This window comes from Anaerobutyricum soehngenii, assembly GCF_009697165.1.
Classification (GTDB): domain Bacteria; phylum Bacillota; class Clostridia; order Lachnospirales; family Lachnospiraceae; genus Anaerobutyricum; species Anaerobutyricum soehngenii.
In genome coordinates this window covers 46,566-69,423 of record NZ_VULP01000002.1, presented here as the reverse complement: position 1 = coordinate 69,423, position 22,858 = coordinate 46,566, and the positions used below count along the sequence as shown (strand labels likewise).

18 protein-coding genes and 1 tRNA gene are annotated in these 22,858 nt (G+C 37.2%); 4 read left to right on the top strand and 15 right to left on the bottom strand.

Going from position 1 to position 22,858, the window contains the following annotated elements:
- Positions 1-762: 762 nt before the first annotated feature.
- The 3 genes from FYJ25_RS01775 to FYJ25_RS01765 are packed head-to-tail and all read right to left on the bottom strand — an operon-like array spanning position 763 to position 4,116.
- Positions 763-2,184, bottom strand: coding sequence for a GldG family protein (locus tag FYJ25_RS01775; RefSeq protein ID WP_167513756.1), 1,422 nt, complete (start codon positions 2,182-2,184; stop codon positions 763-765).
- Positions 2,185-2,195: 11 nt separating this feature from the next.
- Positions 2,196-3,062, bottom strand: coding sequence for an ABC transporter permease (locus tag FYJ25_RS01770; RefSeq protein ID WP_154580380.1), 867 nt, complete (start codon positions 3,060-3,062; stop codon positions 2,196-2,198).
- A gap of 1 nt (position 3,063) precedes the next feature.
- The gene (locus FYJ25_RS01765; protein WP_021908236.1) at positions 3,064-4,116 is read right to left on the bottom strand and encodes an ABC transporter ATP-binding protein; all 1,053 of its coding nucleotides are present in this window, start codon (positions 4,114-4,116) and stop codon (positions 3,064-3,066) included.
- A 476-nt stretch (positions 4,117-4,592) separates the two neighbouring features.
- Between FYJ25_RS01765 and gdhA the strand changes: the two genes are divergently transcribed.
- Positions 4,593-5,927 carry an NADP-specific glutamate dehydrogenase gene (gene gdhA / locus FYJ25_RS01760; RefSeq protein ID WP_154580379.1) on the top strand — a complete coding sequence of 445 codons (1,335 nt, stop codon included), beginning with the start codon at positions 4,593-4,595 and terminating at the stop codon, positions 5,925-5,927.
- 184 nt (positions 5,928-6,111) lie between these two features.
- A complete protein-coding gene (locus tag FYJ25_RS01755; RefSeq protein WP_021908238.1) occupies positions 6,112-6,567 on the top strand; it encodes an Lrp/AsnC family transcriptional regulator in 456 nt (151 codons plus the stop codon).
- Between the two features lie 69 nt (positions 6,568-6,636).
- Here FYJ25_RS01755 and FYJ25_RS01750 read toward each other — a convergent pair whose 3' ends face one another.
- The 3 genes from FYJ25_RS01750 to nifS all read right to left on the bottom strand — a co-directional run bounded on the left by FYJ25_RS01750 (position 6,637) and on the right by nifS (position 8,437).
- Positions 6,637-7,098: a 23S rRNA (pseudouridine(1915)-N(3))-methyltransferase RlmH gene (locus FYJ25_RS01750; RefSeq protein WP_154580378.1), complete on the bottom strand. Its 462-nt coding sequence runs from the start codon at positions 7,096-7,098 to the stop codon at positions 6,637-6,639.
- A gap of 31 nt (positions 7,099-7,129) precedes the next feature.
- A tRNA-Arg gene (locus FYJ25_RS01745) sits at positions 7,130-7,203 on the bottom strand.
- Between the two features lie 43 nt (positions 7,204-7,246).
- Positions 7,247-8,437, bottom strand: a complete 1,191-nt coding sequence (gene nifS, locus FYJ25_RS01740) for a cysteine desulfurase NifS (RefSeq protein WP_154580377.1) — start codon at positions 8,435-8,437, stop codon at positions 7,247-7,249.
- A gap of 97 nt (positions 8,438-8,534) precedes the next feature.
- On the opposite strand from nifS, the gene FYJ25_RS01735 reads away from it, so the two are divergent.
- Positions 8,535-10,148 carry a putative polysaccharide biosynthesis protein gene (locus tag FYJ25_RS01735; RefSeq protein WP_154580376.1) on the top strand — a complete coding sequence of 538 codons (1,614 nt, stop codon included), beginning with the start codon at positions 8,535-8,537 and terminating at the stop codon, positions 10,146-10,148.
- Here the strand turns inward: FYJ25_RS01735 and rlmH are convergent.
- The 4 genes from rlmH to FYJ25_RS01715 all read right to left on the bottom strand — a co-directional run bounded on the left by rlmH (position 10,114) and on the right by FYJ25_RS01715 (position 12,989).
- Positions 10,114-10,566: a 23S rRNA (pseudouridine(1915)-N(3))-methyltransferase RlmH gene (rlmH, locus tag FYJ25_RS01730; protein WP_154580375.1), complete on the bottom strand. Its 453-nt coding sequence runs from the start codon at positions 10,564-10,566 to the stop codon at positions 10,114-10,116. The genes FYJ25_RS01735 and rlmH overlap by 35 nt on opposite strands.
- Before the next feature lie 6 nt (positions 10,567-10,572).
- Complete coding sequence (locus FYJ25_RS01725) at positions 10,573-11,283, bottom strand: zinc metallopeptidase (protein WP_154580374.1); 711 nt, start codon at positions 11,281-11,283, stop codon at positions 10,573-10,575.
- A 91-nt stretch (positions 11,284-11,374) separates the two neighbouring features.
- Positions 11,375-11,887, bottom strand: coding sequence for a flavin reductase (locus FYJ25_RS01720; RefSeq protein ID WP_096239460.1), 513 nt, complete (start codon positions 11,885-11,887; stop codon positions 11,375-11,377).
- 25 nt (positions 11,888-11,912) lie between these two features.
- A complete protein-coding gene (locus FYJ25_RS01715; RefSeq protein WP_096239459.1) occupies positions 11,913-12,989 on the bottom strand; it encodes an iron-containing alcohol dehydrogenase family protein in 1,077 nt (358 codons plus the stop codon).
- 154 nt (positions 12,990-13,143) lie between these two features.
- Between FYJ25_RS01715 and FYJ25_RS01710 the strand changes: the two genes are divergently transcribed.
- On the top strand, positions 13,144-14,328 hold the full coding sequence (locus FYJ25_RS01710) for a pyridoxal phosphate-dependent aminotransferase (RefSeq protein ID WP_096239458.1): 1,185 nt from the start codon (positions 13,144-13,146) through the stop codon (positions 14,326-14,328).
- 93 nt (positions 14,329-14,421) lie between these two features.
- Here the strand turns inward: FYJ25_RS01710 and FYJ25_RS01705 are convergent, their stop codons facing one another.
- The 5 genes from FYJ25_RS01705 to FYJ25_RS01685 form a co-directional block, all read right to left on the bottom strand.
- Entirely contained in the window at positions 14,422-17,274 is a 2,853-nt protein-coding gene (locus FYJ25_RS01705; protein ID WP_096239457.1) for a two-component system response regulator, read from the bottom strand.
- Between the two features lie 242 nt (positions 17,275-17,516).
- Complete coding sequence (locus tag FYJ25_RS01700) at positions 17,517-18,302, bottom strand: amino acid ABC transporter ATP-binding protein (RefSeq protein ID WP_096239456.1); 786 nt, start codon at positions 18,300-18,302, stop codon at positions 17,517-17,519.
- Positions 18,303-18,314: 12 nt separating this feature from the next.
- Complete coding sequence (locus tag FYJ25_RS01695; protein ID WP_173854342.1) at positions 18,315-18,956, bottom strand: amino acid ABC transporter permease; 642 nt, start codon at positions 18,954-18,956, stop codon at positions 18,315-18,317.
- A 202-nt stretch (positions 18,957-19,158) separates the two neighbouring features.
- Entirely contained in the window at positions 19,159-20,025 is an 867-nt protein-coding gene (locus FYJ25_RS01690; protein WP_021908250.1) for a transporter substrate-binding domain-containing protein, read from the bottom strand.
- Positions 20,026-20,616: 591 nt separating this feature from the next.
- Positions 20,617-22,650 carry a glycogen synthase gene (locus tag FYJ25_RS01685; RefSeq protein ID WP_243145659.1) on the bottom strand — a complete coding sequence of 678 codons (2,034 nt, stop codon included), beginning with the start codon at positions 22,648-22,650 and terminating at the stop codon, positions 20,617-20,619.
- Between the last annotated feature and the right edge of the window lie 208 nt (positions 22,651-22,858).

Genomic DNA, 22,858 nt, shown 5'->3' with positions numbered 1-22,858 from the left:
CTATTTCATCCGGCATGTTTCCCCTCATTATATATGTCCGCATTCAAAGATAGTATAAATATATCGACTACCATATTAAGATTACATAAAGATTTATAGATTGATTTTGTATAGACGAAAAAAGAAAAAATGCCCTATCCCATCTGCTCTGTAATCGCTGTAGTTAAGATGCTCGTCCGCATCTTAACTACTCTCCCAAGCCGCATCTGGGATAGGGCATTTTTTCTTTTTTCTGACTATTCAAGTTCGCGGGAATGGGGATTCTCGCGAAGGTTGTGGATTTCCATGGGATTAAATTCTAAAGAGTTGACATTCAAATTGTTGTATGTTGCTGAATTGCATTGAGATTTCTAAAAAAAAGCGAATTCTTATAAGTTTGATTTTGTTCCGTTACGCTAAATACTTCATTTTTCCTCAAAAAACCAGCGGCTTTCTAACCTCATCCCACAACTCAGTTAAAAAACAAGGGGATTGTCCAAAAGTCTACGATTTCTAATATAACTAAATTCCATGTATATACAACAACTTAAATGTCAGCTCTTTTGAATTTAATTTCTCGAAAAGTCATAATCTTCTGGAAAATCCCCATTCTTACCAACTGTAGATTTAGATTAGATAAAAAAAAGAAAGAATACCATATCCCAGATGCGGCTTCGGAGCGTGTTTAAGATGCAGATGAGCATCTTAAATGCAGCGACTACAGAGCAGATGGGATATGGTATTCTTTCTTTTTTCGTCTACACGAAATCTACAAATCAGGTTTTAAAGTTTTCTTCTTTTTATCACAATACCGATTCCGATTGCAAGTATTACCAATGGAATCACAAATACTGTCATAATCAATGTTGCTTTCTGGTTAAATGCCGATACGACTGCATTCTCTGTTTTTAAGCTCTTCGCCCTGATCGATATCTTACTCTTTTGTTCTGCAAGATAATTCACACCATTTAATACAAAGTCCGTATTGGCTCCACTTACTGCCTGATCAATATCCTGAAGCAGCATGTTCGTACATCCAGTTACAATCATTCTTCCACCAGAAGAATCAGATACCGCTACAGAGATGTCAAATGGACCGCTGATATCTTTCTTTTCCTTATTTAACGTGGAACTTGATGTATCTACCTTGGAATAAGCGCCATCACTTGTGGAAAGTAATGAAGTTACAGTGTAATCGGATGAAGAAGAATCTTTCTTTGCATTCTTTTCTGTGATATCTTTTAAACCTTTTGCACTTGGAGCAAGGACATAAACATTGCTGTTATACTGTGCAGAAGTTGCATCGGAACTTTCAATCGTCGGCAGCAGATAAATTGGATATTGTGTATATTTACTTGCATCGCTTTCTACCACAACACCTTTCTGTGGTTCTACATTATATGATTGAAGCAGGCTGTATAAGTTTGTAAGATTCTCTACTCTCGCATCTAAGAATACATACATCTTTCCACCGTTTTTCATATAAGTTTTAATCATCTTAAGCTCATCTTTTGTGATATCTTTTTGCGCACCATTGATGAGCAGAATCGAACAATCATCCGGCACTTTCTGTTCTGTGAGAAGATTCAATGTTTTTACTGAATAATTATCTCCCTCAAAACTACTTGTCGTACTTGAATCAAAACTTTGTTCCGAATGTCCGCTTAACGTATAGATTACTGGTGTGGAATCTGAAATAACATAATTAATTGCCTCTGTTGTAAGACTTTCTAACTGAAGAGAATCTGCCGAATAGGAGTAGTCACTTCCATAACTGTAGGAAACATAGTCATTTGCAGAAACATAGCGGTATTTCTTACCACATTTTATAATCATACTGTCATTTGCAACTTCTTCACTGCTATCTACATATTTCTTTGTAAAGTTCGGATACAGCTCCGGATCTTTATAAACAAATTTTATTTTTGCAGAATTTTTCTTATATTCTTTCCAGACCTGTTCATAAGAAGAATTTACATCAGATTCTTTATTCACTACATATATGGTAACTTCTTTATCTAACCCTTTTATTATTTTTTTCGTCTGTTTTGAAAGTGAGTAAATTTTATTGGCTGTTACATCTACTGTATAGTTTTTACTTGTTACAAATATATTGACCGCAATAACTGCTGCGATCAGAACAACAACTGCTACTGCTGAAAAAATACCTTTTTTTAATTTTGTATTCATCTTTTTCCCTGCCATTTTATGCCCTCCTAATTCCATCTGCGTTTTTCAATTCCCTGCATTGTCAGGAATAAAAATACTGCAATAAATGATACGTAGTATACAATAGAAGATGCATTTAAAATTCCACTGCAAAAGTCATTAAAACGATCTAATACAGAAAACCAGTCAATGATTTTAGACAGACCGTTATCAAACAGCGCAGGTTTTACTTTGCTTAAAACACCAATCACAGCGATACCAGCAATGCCCACTCCTGCTGCAATTTTCATGTTCTTTGTCTCGTCATAGAAGAACCATGCAACAAGAAGTACTGCCAGCACACATACGAGATACGTATATCTTGCTCTTCCTGGTACAACATTTGAGATATTCGGAAGTAACATACAAAATAAAACTACTGCAAAGGATAAGGCTGCTGCGATCATCTGATTATCTGTGATAGAAGATACAAACATACCTACTGCCATCAGGCAGGCGCCTAAAAGAAAGTAACCAAGGCAGCCGGTAAGAACTGTTTTCCAGCTTACATTTCCAAACATACTTAATACACCGGCTTCTATAAGGCTTACTAACATAGACATAGCAAGCAGTGTTACAGATGCCAGATACTTTCCAAGGACAATGCTTCCCGGTCGAATTGGGGAAGTATACAAAAGCTGGTCTGTTCTCTGCTTCTTTTCTTCCGCAAATAAACGCATGGTAAGAATTGGCACAATAACAATATATAAGATTGTACTGTTAGAAAATACATACTGTGAATAGTCTGTATACCCGTAAGACATACAGATTACTGAAAAATAAACTCCTGTTGCAGCAATAAAAAGAGCAAAATAAATATAAGCTGCCAGTGAGTGGAAATAGCTTCTCATTTCTTTTAAATAAATGGCTTTCATTCTACTTATCCTCCTCTTTTACGTCTTCTGCTTTTTTCTTTCTTTTAAAAGAAAAACCATGATGGCTTTGCTTTTCAATCTGCTCCGAAGCCTTCTTTGCCTCTGACTCTACTTCTTCCACATCCTGTCCGGTAAGTTTCAGGAATACATCTTCAAGAGATAAACTTTCTCGTTCCATCTTGATGATCGGCAATTTTTCTTCTGCAAATTCAAAGAACAAATTATCGCGGATATCCTCTTTTGTTGCTGTTTTTGCCTGCACATCAACAATGTCTTCTTTTTCTCCTGTAATCTTGTAATCTTTAATATATTCTGAAGCTTTTAATACTTTTTCTACTTTTTCCTTATCTCCTTTTACCGATAAGATAATACTGTCCGTATCTGAAAAATCTTCTGATAAATGCTCTGGTGTGTCTTCTGCAACTAATGTTCCCTTATCTATAATAAGTACATAATCACATACTGCATTCACTTCTGATAAAATATGAGAACTTAAAATAATCGTGTGCTTTTCGCCCAGACTCTTAATCAAAGAACGAATCTCTATAATCTGGTTTGGATCAAGACCTACCGTCGGCTCATCAAGGATTAATAGTGGTGGATTTCCAATTAGTGCCTGCGCAAGCCCTACTCTTTGTTTATATCCTTTGGAAAGATTTTTAATCAGTCTTTTTTTCATATCAGAAATCTTTACTGCTTCTGTTACTTCATTGATCGATGATTCTTTTTCTGTTTTTTTACGGATTCCCTTAAGATCACAAATAAAATTCAAATATTCTTCTACTGTCATATCTTCATACAGAGGAGGAATCTCCGGAAGATACCCAATTAACTTCTTTGCCTGTAAGGGCTGTTCTAAAATATCATATCCACCAATTTTCACTTCACCAGAAGTCGCAGAAATATATCCGGTCATTATATTCATTGTTGTAGACTTTCCTGCACCGTTTGGTCCAAGCAGACCTACAATCTGTCCGTCAGGTACGGAAAAACTAATATCTTTTACTGCATGGTGTTTTCCGTAATCTTTGACTAAGTTTTTTACTTCTATCATAAAATAAGCCTCCTGTTTAAATTTACACGTAGTATAGTATTCTTAATTTACGATAATTTTGTGAACATATGCCTTTTTTCACATTAAGTTCACACTTTAAACAGAATTATCCTTATGTCTTTTATTGTTTTTCTATTAACAATGGCTCTTTTATATATATCTATATGATTCCCTTTTTCTTTTTTTATTTTTTATAGTTTTCTTTTTTTGCAAACTGAAAAAATGAAATTCTTGCAGCTACAACTATCATTTTTTCTCATTTTGCACTTAAAAATATGAAGTTAAATGTCGGGTTATGAAATTTTTTTAAAAAAAGTTGTACTTTTGCTTATTCTTTTTATTGAATAACTTCTCACAATATAGTATAATAGAGCGCGGAAAAAGAACTTGATGAGAGACTTGATTCTGATATTTTTTTGTCAATCATCAGGAGTTTAAAAATATGTATAATATACAATATCAAGGAGGAACAAACTATGTCTTACGTTGATGACGTACTTGCAAGAGTTATTGAGAAAAACCCAAGTGAACCAGAATTCCATCAGGCAGTTACTGAAGTATTTGAAACAATCCGCCCATTAATTGAAGCGAATGAAGAAGAATTCAAAAAACAGGCTGTTTTAGAGAGAATCACTGAGCCTGAAAGAATGATTAAGTTCCGCGTACCATGGGTTGATGACAATGGACAGGTTCAGGTTAACATGGGTATCCGTGTTCAGTTTAACAGCGCAATCGGACCTTACAAGGGAGGCTTACGTTTCCACCCATCTGTAAACCAGGGTATTATCAAGTTCTTAGGATTTGAACAGATTTTCAAAAACTCTCTTACAGGACTTCCAATCGGTGGTGGTAAAGGTGGTTCTGATTTCGATCCTAAGGGTAAATCCGATCGTGAAATTATGGCATTCTGCCAGAGCTTTATGACAGAGCTTTGCAAACATATCGGTGCAGACACTGACGTACCTGCTGGTGATATCGGTGTTGGCGGAAGAGAAATCGGTTACCTTTTCGGACAGTATAAGAGAATCAAAGGTCTTTACGAAGGTGTTCTTACAGGAAAAGGCTTAACATATGGTGGTTCCCTTGCAAGAACAGAAGCTACAGGATATGGTCTTGTATACTTCACAGAAGAAATGTTAAAATGCCACAACGATGACATTGCTGGTAAGACAGTTGTTGTTTCCGGTGCTGGTAACGTTGCAATCTATGCTATTGAAAAATGTCAGCAGCTTGGCGCAAAAGTTGTAACTTGTTCTGATTCTACTGGATGGGTATATGATCCAGAAGGAATCGATTTAGCTGCATTAAAAGAAATCAAAGAAGTTAAACGTGCTCGTTTAACAGAATACAAAAAGTATCGTCCAAACAGTGAATATCACGAAGGACGTGGTGTATGGTCTGTTAAATGTGATATTGCTCTTCCATGTGCTACTCAGAACGAGCTTTTCCTTGAAGATGCAAAACAGTTAGTTGCTAACGGATGTATCGCTGTATGTGAAGGTGCTAACATGCCTACTACATTAGATGCTACAAAGTACTTACAGGAAAACGGTGTATGGTTCGCTCCTGGTAAAGCTTCTAATGCCGGTGGTGTTGCTACATCCGCTCTTGAAATGTCCCAGAACAGCGAAAGATTAAGCTGGACATTTGAAGAAGTTGACAGCAAGCTTAAAAACATCATGGTTAACATTTATCATAACATTGATGATGCTGCAAAACGTTACAACAAAGAAGGCGACTATGTAACTGGCGCTAACATCGCTGGTTTCGAGAAAGTATTAAATGCTATGCTTGCACAGGGCGTTTGCTAATTCTTCCCTGATTATTATTTGAAAATAAATTTTTTCTTGAAATCGTTTTTCAAATGATATATAATCAAAGAACACAAAGGAGTGTTCCGTTTAGGAATACTCCTTTTTTGTTTTCCTTTTTTTCATTTTAAGGTTTATGAAAGAATCCTAGAGTACATTAAATCACTTTTGGAGGTAACATATTATGGATAAAATAGACAGAAAAATTCTTTCTCTTCTTCAGGAGAATGCCAGATATCCTTTAAAATATCTTGCGCAGAAAGTATTTTTATCTTCTCCTGCTGTTTCTACAAGAATAGAACGTTTGGAAAAAGCCGGCATTCTCACCGGCTATCATGCAACGATTGATCCCGTTGCTCTTGGATATCATATTACTGCATTTATCAATCTGACTTTAGACCCAAAACAAAAGGATGAGTTCTATCCTTATGTCAAAGATTGTCCAAATGTACTTGAATGCAACTGTGTTACTGGTACATATTCAATCATGTTAAAGGTAGCCTTTCCAAGTACAATGGAATTAGACACCTTTATCGGACATCTGCAAAGATTTGGGAACACACAGACACAGATTGTATTCTCTACTGCTGTTCCCCCAAGAGGAGTTGGCATCGAAACAGATGACCTTGAAAAAGAATAATTACCGGATGCTCTATAATTTCTCTGTCAATACTGTCTAGAGATATTATAGAGTATCCGGTAATTCGTTTTACTTATGATAAGGATGGTTGTTGAGTATTCGGTATCCTCGATAGATCTGCTCATATAGAACCATACCTGTCATATTAGAAGACATGGTAAAGTCTGAGAGAATCAGAGATTCTATCATTATTGGCTGTTTTGTTTTTGATGCCATCTTTGTCTGGTCATCAGCCAAAATTTCTTCGCTCCATTCCGGAACCAAAAACATAATTCCCTTTATTCCGGAACCTTCCCAATTTTTTATCTGTTCACTTAGTTTTTCTGATGTAAGTTCCGCCTTGCCTGGCTGTACTATGAACTTCTTCATCCCTGTATCTTTTACTAACAAAGACTCCCATTCTTTTTCTTTCTTTATAAACTTACAACTAATCTTACAATAGCGGCTAAGACGTTTCTCATATTCTGCGATTGCTTTCTTACAGAATTTCTGTGACTTCTTAGATTCCTGTATATATATTTCGTATTTCATGTTATTCCTCTATTAAAATGCATAAAAAAAACGAACCAGAAGGGACTCGAACCCCCGACACACGGTTCCGGAAACCGTTGCTCTATCCAACTGAGCTACTGGTCCAATGGAAGTTCATAAAAACTTCCGCTGTTTATAATACTATATTTTATATCATATTGCAAGGAAAATTTTCTTTGTAAATTCGATAATCCTCTGCATTTTCTCTCAGTTTTTTTACTGCTTCTTTGATACATTTTATCGTGTAATCGATTTCATCCTGCGTGTTTTGATAGCCAATCGTAAGTCGCAATGTTCCCCGAGCCAGTTTTTCCGGAATCCCCATGGCGGTAAGCACATGAGAAGGAGCAGTATCTCCCGTACTGCATGCTGAAGCAGCAGAAGCGCATATATTTTTATCATCTAACAAGAGCAATAATTCATTTCCTTCTATAAACTGAAAACTGACATTGCAATTTCCCGGCAGCCTCCTCGCAACACTTCCGTTTATTCGACAATATGGTATTTCTTCACAAAGTTTTTTCATAAGATACTCCCTCATTTGCTGCACTCTTTTCTCTCTTTCCTTCTGTGCGGCAAATGCGATCTCTGCTGCCTTTCCCATACCAACAATTCCCGCAACATTTTCTGTTCCCGCCCGATGATTTCTCTCCTGCTTTCCTCCATGAATATAAGACATAACAGGCACACGCTTATCTATATAAATAAATCCCACCCCTTTTGGTCCGTTAAATTTATGTGCGCTTGCACTTAGTAAATGTATATTTTCTCTTTTAACATCAATGGGAATCTGTCCATATGCCTGTACGGCATCTGTATGAAAGAAAATATCATTTTCCTTTGCAATTTTTCCAATCTGCCCGATTGGCTGTATTGTTCCTACTTCATTATTAGCATACATAATAGAAATTAATATCGTATCTTTTCGTATCGCTCTTTGAAGCGCATCGAAACGAACGCACCCCCACTCATCTACATCAAGATATGTCACTTCAAATCCCTGTGTTTCTAAATAAGCACAGCTGTTTAATACTGCATGATGCTCAATTTTACTTGTAATAATATGTTTTCCTTTTTCTTTTAATCTTTGTGCTGTACTTTTTATCGCCCAGTTATCTGACTCCGTCCCACCTGATGTAAAATAAATTTCTTCTGCGGATACTTTCAGCGTCTTCCCAATTTGTTTGCGGACCGTTTCTAGCGCCTGCCGACATTCTGATGCCATTTTATATATTCCAGAAGGATTCCCATATTTTTCGCAAAAATATGGTTGCATCACTTCTTCTACTTCCGGACGAACCGGTGTTGTTGCTGCATTATCAAGATAAATCTGCTGCATAGGCTTTCCTCTTTTCCATCATTCTTTACGAATTGCTTCTGAATAGATACTTTTATTTCTGCATACAATCAAATAACCCTTTATCTATGGTGTTTTCATGTCATATAAAACTTCCTATAAAAAAACAATCTTTACCGGAACATTAATTTTAACAATCTCTGGTTTTCTCGCTAGAATACTCGGATTCTATAACAGAATATTCCTTTCTAATCTGATTGGTGCAAAAGAACTTGGAATTTATCAGCTGATTTTCCCAGTATATATGCTATGTTTTTCTTTATGCTGTCATGGCTTTGAGACTGGAATCTCTAATCTTACTTCCCGTTTTTTTGCAAAAGGGCAAAAAAAGAACGCACACCGGCTTGTAAAACTCGGCTGCCTTCTCTCTTTTTTTCTTTCTATTATATTAATGTTTTTTTTATTTGAAGGTGCTGATTATTTAAGTACATTTGTCTTAAAAGAAGCTTCTGCTGCTCCTTCTTTAAAAATCGCAGCACTCTCTCTTCCCTTTGTGTCCATAAAAGCCTGTCTCCATGGCTATTACATCGGTTTGAACCGCTCTGCTGTACCCGCGATTAGTCAGATTGTGGAGCAGATCACCCGCGTTGGAAGTATTTATTGTCTTTCTGTTACCATTTTTATTTTAGGTGCCGATGCTCGTATTGCTGCCTGGGGAATGGTGCTTGGAGAAGGAGTTTCTACATTTTATACTATTCTTGCCTATTTTCGTACATACTTTTTAGAAAACAGAAATTCCCTTTTTCATAAGAAAGTAATCTTCAAAAAGAAAAATACAAAAAAAAGAGCAGATACTCATCGAAGCGATCCTGCTCTTATTCCGGCAAAAAAACTTTTCTTTCACTTTTTTTCTTTTAGTCTCCCTATCTCCATCAATCATTTCAGCCTCACTGTAATCAGCAGCTTAGAAACGATGTTAATTCCTTTTATGTTGAACATATTTTTCCAAAGTCATACTCATGCTTTAGAAACTTATGGTACTTTAACCGGCATGGCATTACCGTTTCTATTCTTTCCCGCTACAATTGTAAACTCTTTATCTGTAATGCTTATGCCGGCTATCTCTTCTGCCTATGACCGAAAACAGCACCAGCAAATGGAGAAAACGATTTCTGCCAGCCTGCACTTTTGTATTCTCATCGGTATATTCAGCACGTTTGCCTTTCTTATTTACGGAACCATACTCGGAGAAACCATCTTTCACAGTAAGGAAGCCGGAGAATATGTTCATTCTTTCTCTCTTCTTTGTCCATTTATGTATGCTGCACAAACAACATCCAGTATCCTAAACGGATTCGGTAAGACAAAACAGACACTCTACCACAATCTTCTCGGTGTTGGAATCCGAATCTTCTTTATTCTGCTCCTTATTCCTTCCAAAGGAATTTTCGGATATTTATTAGGACTTCTTGCCGGATACAGCCTTCAGCTTCTTTTAAATATTTATTATATTTATCGCACGATACCTTTTTCCTTTTGTGTCCAAAAGACGATTCTTTATCCTGTGATTACTGCGATAATCTGCGGAATTCTTTCAAAAAAATGCTGGAAAGTTGCTGCGGTTTCTCTGCAGATTCCTGCATTTTATATTCTCGCTGTCAGCGGATGCCTGTATTTTTTCCTTTTTATCCTTCTGCAGCTTTTAAGGGAATATGTCACTACACAACTCGGGCAATCTGCTCACATAAAATAAGGCGCATCATCTGATGCGGAAAAGTAAGTGCCGAAAAACTTAACTTTTCATTTGCCCTTCGTATCACTTTCTCCGACAGGCCAAGCGAACCACCAATCACAAAAGTCACCTGTGAAGGTACCTGCAAAAAAATTCTGTTTATCCGGTCGCCCCATTCCTGTGTACTATAATGCTTTCCATCAATACAAAGAGCAACAACATATTCATCGTCTTTTATTTTATTTAAAATCCGTTCCCCCTCTGTGTCTCGAATCTGTCTTTCCACAGATTCGGGACACGAATCCGGTGTCGGTTCATCTGGACATTCCAAAATATCCATCGGGTATTTCTTTCGGATTTCTTTTACATAATGTCCAATACCCTCTTTAAAAAATTCTTCTTTTACTCTGCCAACACAGACAATCTTTATCCCTCTCATAATGCATTAATCGTCTCTTCTGCCACCGAATAATAAAAGAAGACGTAATAACTGCAGAATAGAAGAAGCAGCAGCAGCAACATAAGTAAGTGCAGCAGCCGTAAGCACCTTTCTTGCACCGGAAATTTCATCGTCATAAAGAATATGAGAATTACCAAGAATCTTTAATGCTCTTGAAGAAGCATTAAACTCCACCGGCAGCGTAACAAGCTGAAATATTACAGTAAGGGAAAACAGCAATACACCAAGCATGATCAATGTATGGCTTCCTCCAAGAATAATACCGATCAAAATAAGCGGCCAGGAAATACTTGCTCCAAAATTCACAACTGGTACAATCGCACCGCGGATCTTAAGAGGCGCATAACTTTCTGCATCCTGAATCGCATGCCCACATTCATGTGCCGCCACTCCGATCGCCGCCACAGAAGTAGAGCGGAATGTTGCGTCAGATAAATTAAGAACCCGACTTCTTGGATCATAATTATCTGTCAGATCTCCGGAAATATGCCGAATCTCCACATCATAAATTCCCGCTCCATGTAAAATACGTTCTGCCGCCTCTGCAGCAGTAATTCCCGCATGACTTCTTACCTTATCAAACTTCGCATAAGTAGACTTCACTCTTGCAGAAGCAAGCAGGCAGATTATCATGCCTATTACAACCAGAATATATGTCGGGTCCCAAAATGCCCCGTAATATCCTCCATAATACATATCGATACCTCCAATCTTAGATGTAAGCAATTCATTCTTCTCTTACTTCCGAAGTTCTTCATTACTTTTAAATTATTGTAAATCCTTTTCATTATTGTTCAATACGGTAGGCAGCGATAACCTCCGCTGTATACATATGATGATAATCCTTCTGTGGATACCATCTTCCATCCACTTCTGAATCAATAAATTCTTCTGGATTCAACTGCGTTTCCATAAGTTTTTTACATACAAAAACCATTTTACCTTCCTCAAAAGTCGGCTGTTCCTCATCGGTTTTTACTACATGAAAACCTACTTTGCTAATTTTATCTTCATCTCTTCCAGATACTTTTCCAAGATATCCCATCTCCTCCTTACGCTCTCCATCAAAAAATGTTAACGTGAAGAATTCTCCTGCATCTACAAATTCTTTTGTAAAGCGCTGTGGACGTATCCCGACAGTTACGACATTCTTTCCCCAAAAAACACCCATCATTCCCCAGGAAGCAGTCATCGTATTCACCTTGCCTTCTCTCTCGGCAGAAATCAACATCCAGTCCTGGCCAATTCTCTGAAATGGGTTTACATTTTCCTTTGTTATATCAATCTTTTCAAACTTCATTATGATATCCTCCTTAAAATTTCAATTAATAATCCAGCTTTCTTGCCGCTTCTACAATCATCTCTTCTGTTACAGTATATGGATAATGCGCAAGATCCTCATCTTTTACCATAAATGATGCACACTTTGCGACTTCTTCTACCGTAACACCGACTTCAGAAAGCTTCGTTGGTAGCCCAACTGTCTTATTAAAAGCAGTCAGCTTCTCACATTCTTCTTCTTTACCATCAATCGTAAGCAAAAGCAAAACACCAAATCCAACAACAACGCCATGCAGGTGATTCTCATCAAATCCAGGCAGGTTGCAAAGACCATAGAAAAAGGCATGCGCAGCTCCACCATTATAATCCATCGTATGTTCTCTTGCCACAAGCAACGAAGCCCAGCCTGCTGTAATAATAATAGTAAGCGCCGCCTGTTCTAATGCATAGGATGCCGTCCTCTGTTCGTTATCTTTTAATGCCTGTGCTCCATGCTCAAGCATCGCTTCCATACACATACGGCTAAGCTGTACTCCCATTGCCTTATAATGCTCTAACTGCTCACCTCTTGCAGAAATACTTACTTCATAATACTTTGCATAAGTATCTCCAATTCCAGCCCATAAATATTCTGTTGGCGCATTTGCGATAATTTCTGTATCAATAAAAATATGCTTCGCCGGCTCGAGAAAATGTACAAACTTACAAAATGTTCCGTCTTCGTTATATACAATAGACACCGCAGATGTCGGAGCACAGTTTGATGCGATCGTCGGGAAAGAAAAATACGGTTTTTCAAGCGCAATACTTACAAGCTTACATGTATCGATTGCCTTTCCTCCGCCAACAGCAAATATCACATCTGCCTGTTGTACTGCTTCTAACTGTTCGAGAGCTTCTGCATTCTCAAAGGTACATTCTCCTCCAAACCATACAAAATCAACAATTTCAATTCCAGTATCTTCTACCGCACAAAGCAGCTTCTCCTTCGCAGCAGCCATCGCCTTCTTTCCACCAATAACAACTGCCTTGCTTCCATATATGTGACATTGTTTTTCAATCTTTTTATATGCTTCCGGTCCTACCGTATACGGTGGAACCTGTACTGAATAGTTCTCCATGATATACTCCTTTCTGTCCGTTTTATTATAGTAAAGTAACATCGCCCCGTCAATATACGATTCCTGTTCTTGTTCTTTCCCATCTCATATGCTACACTCATAGAGACTATCTACTTAATCAAAATATATAAAATAAAAAGGAGTGTTTCATTTTATGTTAAACAAACAATACACAAACATGCTACAGGAAAAAGACGTTATCTTTGAAATATTCCAGTATGCTGCAGAACGTGCCAAAGTCGTTGGAGCAGAAAATATTTATGATTTTAGCCTTGGTAACCCTTCTGTACCTGCACCTTCTATTGTAAACGAAACAATTGTCCAAAAAGTGAAAACTTTAGACCCTCTTGCCCTGCATGGATATAGTCCAAGCTTTGGAATCATGGAAACCCGCGAAAAAATTGCTGCCTCTTTAAATAAAAAATATGGTTCAGCCTACAAAGCTGCCAATATTTTTATGGCAATTGGTGCTGCTGGAGCTTTAGCTCACGCTCTTCGTGCGGTAACAAATCCCGGCGATGAAATTATTACTTTTGCACCTTGTTTCTCTGAATATAAACCATATACCGCCGGCGCTGGATTAAAGCTTACAATTATCCCTGCAGATATCGACACTTTCCAGATTAATTTTGCAGCATTTGAAGCCCAATTAAATGAAAATGTTTCTGCTGTCCTGATCAACTCTCCAAATAACCCTTCCGGAATTGTCTACTCTACAGAAACCATTGAAAAACTGTCATCAATCTTAACAGCAAAATCAAAAGAATTCCATCATCCAATCTATCTTATTTCAGATGAGCCTTATCGTGATATTATTTTTGAAGGAGTAGATGCTCCTTACATTGCAAATTATTATAAGAACACGCTAACCTGCTATTCTTTTAGTAAATCGATCTCTCTTCCGGGAGAACGTATCGGCTATCTTGCCGTACATCCGGATTGTTCTGATGCCGATAAGATTATTGAAATCTGTCCGCAGATTTCCCGAACAATCGGGCAAAATGGTGCCGCTTCCCTGATGCAGAGAACCGTAGCGGATGTCTGCGGCTGTACCTCCGATTTAAGCGTGTATGAAACAAATAAAAAAATACTTTTTGAAGCGCTTAGAGAATACGGCTACCATTGTGTAGAACCCGGCGGAACGTTCTATATGTTCCCACGTTCTTTAGAACCGGATTCCCAGGCATTTTGCAAAAAAGCAATGGAAAAAGATCTGATGCTCGTTCCTGGAGATATCTTTGGATGTCCGGGGCACTTCCGTATCGCCTACTGTGTCCCTACGCAAAGAGTGGAACAGGCACTTCCCGTATTTAAGGAACTCGCCGAAGAATACAGATAACAGCTATAGATAACTCACAAAAAATTAAGAATATCCCGTACTGTTATGTAGCAAATCACAGTGCGGGATATTTCTTTTCTATTTTATAACAATTTAATTCTTTAAAGATTCTTTTTCCAGAAATTCTATAAATTCATCTTCCGGCAATGGTCTGGAATAATAATATCCCTGAATATAGTCACAACCGCTCTGTTTTAAGAATCTTACCTGTTCTTCTGTTTCTACTCCTTCTGCAACTGTCTCTATATCCATCTCATGCGCCATTCCTATAATATTACGCACGATACTTTTCGTTTTTGGATTCTCTTCCATCTTACGGATAAAGCTCATATCAATTTTTAATATATCAAAATCGTAATCCTGGAGCATGCCAAAGGAAGAAAAGCCACTTCCAAAATCATCTAAGAGAATCTTGGTATTTCTAATCCGAAAACTCTCAAGAATATCACTTCGATTTTCCCTGATGGCAGCGTATGAAGTTTCTGTAATTTCAAAACGAGTCATATACTCTCTACCCACTTCTTTAAATTGATCTATTTCTTTTATGATTGTTTCCATCATTACTTCATCATAGAAATCCATCCAGGATAAATTTACAGATACCGGAACAACAAACTTATTCTTTTCGTATCTTTCATTAATGAACTGCCATACTTTCTTAAGTACATAAAAATCAAGCTCGGAAATATGACCATCCTCTTCTATTGCCGGGATAAATAATCCCGGAGAAATGAATCCCTTTTCTGGATGGATCCAGCGAATCAATGCTTCTGCTGAAGCAATCTTTCCAGTTTTCGCATCAATAACTGGCTGATAATAAACCTTAAACTGTTCCTGTGCGATTCCCTCCTGCAATTCCCCGGTAAGCTTTGCTTTGTCTACATAAGCAGCCTGCATAGAATCATCATAAATCATGTACGGTTGAACATATTCATCCGTAATATACTTCTTCGCAAGCTTTGCCCTGTCGATCATACCGGAAATCTTCATCGGTTCATCTTCTACATAAAAAATACCACATCGGATAATCAAATTCATCCGCTTACCGTCTTTGCAAAACTTATTCTCACATACTTTTGTCAGTTCTGCAAAGTCTAAATTCTTCTTATCGATCAGGCAGACAAAATGATCAGACTCTACTCTTGCAACGATCACCGGAGCAAGTCTTGAATATTTCAGCGTTTTATATATATTCCGAAGAACTACATCTCCATTCTCCACTCCAAACAATTCATTCACTGCTTTAAAATTCTTTATATTAAAAAACAATACTGCATACTGTGTTCTATCAGATGCTGCATTTAAAAAACGTTCTGTATTGCGAATAAATCCCCGACGATTATATCCTCCTACCAAAACATCTTTTTCTGAAAATTCAGTAATATCCTCTCTCGCCCCGACAATAATATTTAATCGTTTATCTACATAAATATAAGAATATCTTTTTAACCTCACTTCACCTGTTTCATCTATCTCATGAACAGTAAAAGAAAACTGTTTATCTTTGCAAAGACCTTCTTCTATTGCAGAAAGTTCCACACATTTTTTAAACTTTTCACACTCACTGTCCACAACGTCTTTCTGCGAATCATAAGAAGTCCAGCCTTCATATAATTCTTCTCTTTTCAGGTACTCTGATAAAACAGAAGATAAAATGTCTGTCTTTATCATCTTTTTTCTATTTGCATCAATAATGATAATATTCTCATAATTCTTCTGATAAATCTTTTGCGGTACATTCTCTACAAGATACCCTGCAGTAATATCTGTAAAATGTAACACTGCTCCAATTTCCTTTGAAAAAGAATTCCTTGCCATATCTACATTCACCCGCAGTACAGATACCTGTGCTTCTTTTGAACAGGCAAATGCCGTATCCATGGAAATGTCTGTTTTTCCTTCATGAAATGTCTTTAACATATTTTTTTGTGAAAACTTCTGACAAAAATTCTTTCTTAATTCATCTACCGGAATCATTTTACTGATCATCTCTATATAAGAGTCAATACTCTGACCTTCCCGACCTTCTAATTCCTCCTTCTTTCCGGCAAAAGAAAGACAGATTCCCTGGGAAACATTCGCTGATACAATGCCTACAGAGTCTAATGTATGACTCATTGCCATCTGCAAAAGCTTTATATAATCATCATTAATATCCCGCACATACATGACAACCTGCTGATTATCCTCTCTGTACTCTGTGCTTCGTACAATCTCCATGGAAATCCAGCGATATTCTCCATCAATAACTCTACGATACTGTAAACTTGCATATTGGCTGCCATCTGAAAAAATTCTCTTCAAATGTTCTATAGAACAAAATTCTACATATTCTTTATAATCCTCCTCATGAATATGCCCTTCTTCAGCAAGCCCCATAAGACATTCGGATATACTTTCTTTTTGAAAACACTCCCTTAGCGGATCATTGTCTCCATGCTCTATAATCTCATAAGTATCTGCCTTTAAATCTATTTTTAAAATCCGGAAAAATATTGTAGACAACATCATTACCGCATCATTAAAATTGCTTGAAATGTTATCATAGAGAGTAATAGTATTCCGAACTCTTCTAGATACAATAGATTCATTAAATGGACGTACAAAATAATCGCTAGCTCCCAATTCGTAAGCCTTTCTCACGCTCTCTCCACCAATCTCAGCAGAAATAACAATTACAGGAAGCCTGTCTAACCACTTTCTCCTTTTCATAATGGAAAGGGCTTCATATCCATCCATTACCGGCATATTCATATCAAGTAATACTAGCTTAAACTCTTCCCTGCTTTTCTCTAATATACCGATTGCTTTTTTCCCATTCTCAACCTGATAAATCTCATACTCATCCTCCAGCATGCTTGCGAGAAGTTCCCTATTCAGTTCAGAATCATCTACAATTAGTATTTTTAATTTGTTTACACTCTGTCCGGCATCTAGCATCTTCATTTCCCTCACTTCTCATGTTATGCTGATTTTAGATATAGTAATCTAGAATAAGTATATCATCTATATAACAAAAATTAAAGATATTTATAAAAAAGAGAGGATTTTTACTTTTAATCCTCTCTCCTATTTTTATGTTTTACAGTACTTTTCTATATTCAGTCATTCAAGAATATCTCAGCATTCTTGCTGCGAAATATGTGTCATGCAACGCATGACATACTTCTACTGCATATCTGATATAATTAATCCTCAAAATATCTCTCGAGGAACTGTCTCGTTCTTTCTTCCTTCGGATGTTCAAATACCTGCTCCGGTGTTCCGTATTCTGCAATAGTACCTTGATCTAAGAAAAGAACTTTATCAGATACATCTCGAGCAAACTTCATCTCATGTGTAACGATAACCATTGTTGTATGTCTGTCTGCCAAACCACGGATAACCTTTAATACTTCCCCGGTAAGTTCCGGGTCAAGCGCTGATGTCGGCTCGTCAAAACACAGGATATCCGGCTGTAACATTAACGCTCTTGCGATAGCTACTCTCTGCTGCTGTCCTCCGGAAAGCTGATGTGGGTAAAAATCCATCTTCTCTTTTAATCCAACACTTTCAAGAAGCGCCTCTCCCTCTGCCTGAATCTCCGCAAGAGTCTGTTTTTTATTCTCTTTAAAATCCGGACGTTCCTTTGCCATTAATTCTCTGGCTAATGTACAGTTACGTAACGCTGTATATTGTGGGAAAAGATTAAAGGACTGAAATACCATTCCAAAATGTAAACGGTTCTTTCTTATCTGTGCATCTCCTAAAGACTTATTATCATCTGCATCAAAGATTACTTTATCATTTACAATAATCTGTCCATGTGTTGGACGCTCTAAAAAGTTCAGGCAGCGTAAAAGCGTTGTCTTTCCACTTCCCGATGCTCCAATCATTGCAAGTGCTTCTCCCTTTTCCAGAGAAAAATCAATGCCCTTTAACACTTCAAGACTTCCAAAATTCTTTTTTAAATTTTTCACTTCAAGAATAGACATCAAAACCCCTCCTTATACTCTAAAATAGTCCATTTTCTTTTCAATCCATCCAAATAAAAGAGTCAGGATTCCATTGAAAACAAGGAAAAATACTGCTGTAGAGAATAATGGCCAGATTAAGCCCTGTTTTGTAAAACGTTCTGCACACATGATAATCTCTGCAAGACCAATAATTCGGGCAAGAGCGGTATCTTTCGTAAGAGTGATCACTTCATTACTCATCGGCGGAATAATTCTCTTTATAACCTGTAACAGAATAATCTTAAAGAAAATCTGTGTCTTTGTCATACCAAGAACCTGTCCTGCTTCGTACTGCCCTCTTGATACACTTTCAATTCCACCACGATAAATTTCTGAAAAATAAGCAGCATAATTAATAACAAATGCAATAATTGCTGCTGTAAAACGAGAACTCATCGGCATAGAAAACAAAAGTCCTGGTGCATACAGTACAACGAACAACTGAAGCATCAGTGGTGTTCCTCTGATAATCCAGACAAAAGTTCTGCTTAACCATTTTAAAGGCTTGAACTTTGACATAGAGCAAAATGTAATCACTAATCCAAGTGGCAATGCCAAAAGTAAAGTGATAAAAAACAGCTCGATGTTAATAATGAATCCTGAACTTAAGGATTCCATTGGGCTGGTAGCCATCATAATCTTATCCTTCTTTCTTCATATATTTTGAATAAATTTAAGAATACCTCAGCATTCTTACTGCGAGATGCCCGGCTGAAACCACAACAAGAATCCGGTCTTTCTGTCCCTTTTCCTGTAAAAGATACTGAAATCCCGGATTCTTTTATATGTATTCATACGAAGCTTATACAGTTTCTATATCATACCATAGAAGCAGTTATTTAATCAACATATCCTGTAAATCGTATTTCTTAGCAATCGTATCTACCGTTCCATCTTCATAAAGTTCTTTGATTGCCTGATTTACCTTTTCTGTCACATCGCTGCCCTTACGGAATGCGATACCATATTCCTGCTGACCAAAGTTATTATCCATGTTGATAACTAAATCTTCATAATCTGTTCCTTCGCCAACCATACCAAGAGCACATACACTGTCAACTAAAGCAACATCTGCTGTTCCTGATTTTACTTCCATGAGAGCCTTAGCCATAGAATCAGAAGCTACATAGTTCGCATCTTTAAAGTAATCCTTAGCAGAAACCTTTACTGTATCATCATCGGCAATAGAACCGTCAATCTTACCTTCACCAGTAGAACCCTGTTCTGCTGTAACAGTAAGACCTTTTACACTCTTCATGATTTCTTTTTCTCTGCTCTTCTTCATTACCATAGCCTGTGTATTGTAAAGATATGGATCAGAAACACTCATATTCTGCTTTCTCTCTTCGGTAATACACATTCCATTCCAAAGACAATCAATATTCTTAGAGTTTAACTCTACCTCTTTAGAATCCCAGTTAATTTCACTAAATTCTACATCAATGCCAAGCTTCTTTGCCACTGCCTGTGCCATCTCTGTATCAAAACCAACAAGCTCATTCTTTTCATTATAATAATTCATCGGTGCAAATAATGTAATACCAACTGTAAGCTTGCCCTTTCCCTGAATATAAGCCCAATCAGAATCAGAACTTGTACTTGTAGAACCAGCTTCGCTGCCACTCTTATTAGAAGAACCACATCCAACTAATCCTGTAACGCTCATTACGAGAACTAAAAGCATAGCAATTATCTTTTTCATAGTATCTCTCCTTTTTCTTTCCCTTATAATCTCTGCGTAGTTTTATCAATGCACTACACTAAAGTATTATAGCTAAAAGGGAGTTATTTGTCAAGATACAAAAAAAGAAACAAGCCTGATTTGATGGACTAAAGAAACGAAAAGCAGAAACTTTATATAGAATAAAATGTGAAGATAGTCGCGGCATAGAAAATGCCTAACCGGCATTTTTATTTGCTCCGACATCACATTTTATTCTATATAAAGTTTCTGCTTTTCTGTTCTTTGGCGCCAGATGAAATCAGGATTTTGTGTGGAGAAAATAAGGGGGTTATCCAGAAATCTACGATTTTTATTTGGGTAAAATTTCCAGAAGAAATGCGTCAATCCTTTAGACTTTAATTTCCTGGAAAGTCATATCCTTCTGGTACATTCCACGTTGCCCAACTGTAGATTTAGAATAGCCAGAAAAAAGAAAAAGTGATATATCCCAAATGCGGCTTGGGAGCATAGTTAAGATGCAGATGAGCATCTTAACTACAGCGACTACAGAGCAGATGGGATATATCACTTTTTCTTTTTTCGTCTATTACCAAATCTACAAATCAGTAATTAATATCTTGGGGTTAATCCTACATACATATCTTTGTACTGTTTTGCACTCTTTTCCCAGGATACATCTTTATTCATATCACGAATCACCATATCATCCCAGCATTTTCTATTCTCGAAATAAAGAGTCTTAGCTCTATTGATCGCATCGTAAAGAAGGCCACTTTCATATCTGTCAAATGTAAAACCATTGCCTGTATTTTCAAATACATTGTAAGGCTGAACAGTATCCTTGAGACCTCCTGTTTCTCTGACAATCGGAACTGCACCATATCTCATAGATATAAGCTGGGTAAGTCCACATGGTTCAAACCTTGATGGAACTAAAAGTGCATCGCATCCTGCATAAATGTTATGAGCCACATTTTCATTGTAGGCAATATACGCACAAAAACTACCTTTGTATTTATTTTCATAGTAGCGGAATGTGTCCTCATACTGAGAATCACCTGTACCAAGAACAACTACCTGTGTATTTCCATCCATGATACCTGGAATTACGTCATTCACTAAATCAAGCCCTTTCTGGTTTGTAAGACGGGAAATCAGTCCAATTACCATCTTATTCTCATCTACATCTAAGCCTAACGCTTCCTGAAGTGCCTTTTTGTTCACTTTTTTATTCTTTATCACTGATTCTGCATCATAATTAGATGCCAACAGCTTATCGGTTGCCGGATTCCAGATATCTGTATCAATACCATTCACAATTCCTAAAATTTTATTTTGGTGATATCTTAAATGTTCTGCCAGTCCTTCACCATACTCCTCTGTCTGAATCTCCTCAGCATAGGTATTACTTACGGTTGTAACTTTATTGCAGTAATCGATTCCACCCTTTAACATATTTGCATCAAGCCAGTTCTGTGTCAGGCAATCCTTATTAAATACATAATCAGGAAGTCCTGACCAATATTGAATCATTTTTCTATCATAAACACCCTGGAATCGCAGATTATGTATGGTAAGTACTGCAATCGCACGTCCCACATCTGTATCACTAAAGCTGGTTCTTAAGTAAAGAGGTACTAAAGCGGCCTGCCAGTCATGACAATGCACTACGTCCGGAGTCCAATCCAGATAATTGAGCGCAGCAAGCGAAGCTTTTGCAAAATAACAGAACTTCGGTATATCGTCTATCAAATTCGTATATGGATTGCCCCAGGAGAAAAACTCATCATTATCTATAAAATCATAGACAACACCATCTTCCTGATACTCCATGATTCCTACATAATATTGTTTTCCATCGGAGCAGAGATTCATATAGAAGGAGCCCCTGTATTCCATCTTTTCCTGATACTCCTGAGGAATACACTTATATCTTGGCAGAATCACCTTAACATCCAGGTTTAATTTTGCCAGAGCCTTTGGAAGAGCAGACATTACATCTCCGAGTCCACCAGTCTTAACAAATGGATAACATTCTGAACCAATAAAAGCAACACTTCTTCTTGGTCCTAAATCCGGCTGTTCCATCGGAATATTCTGTTCAGCTGTCGTCTTCGGAGTAGCTGCTTTTTCCTCTATTTCAGCTACTTTTTCTTTTGTTGCATCTGCTTTTTCCTTTGTCGCAGCCTTAGAACGAACCGTTTTCTTTTTGGTCGTAGTTTTTGGTTCCGCTACTTTTTCCTCAGTCACAGTCTTTGAACGAACTGCCCTTTTCCTTGTCACTGTTTTAGACTTAGCTACCTTTTTCTTCGACTCTTCTTTCGGCTTATCTGCCTTTTTCTTTGGCTCTTCTTTCAGCTTATCTGCCTTTTCCTTTGGCTCTTCTTTCGGCTCATCTGCCTTTTTCTTTTCCTCTGCTTTCGGCTTATCTGCCTTTTTCTTTTCCTCTGCTTTCGGCTTATCTGCCTTTTTCTTTTCCTCTGCTTTCGGCTTATCTGCCTTTTCCTTTTCCTCTGCTTTCGGCTTATCTGCCTTTTTCTTTGGCTCCGCTGTTGAGACAACTTCTGTTTTCTCAACAGCATCCTTTATTTCTGTTGAAACAGTTTTCACAGTTGTTTTTTTGGTATTGATTCTCTTACTCATAACTCTCTCCAATCCATGAAATAATGATACACACGTTGATGTTTTATCTCTTTACTTTATATAATTATTTTAACAAATAACACAACTATAGTCAATTAAAGGAAGTTTTAAATTCTCGAAAAATTCAATTCCGATTTGTAGATTTCGTATAGACGAGAAAAGAAAAAACAATATACCCCATCTGCTCTGTAGTCGCTGTATTTAAGAT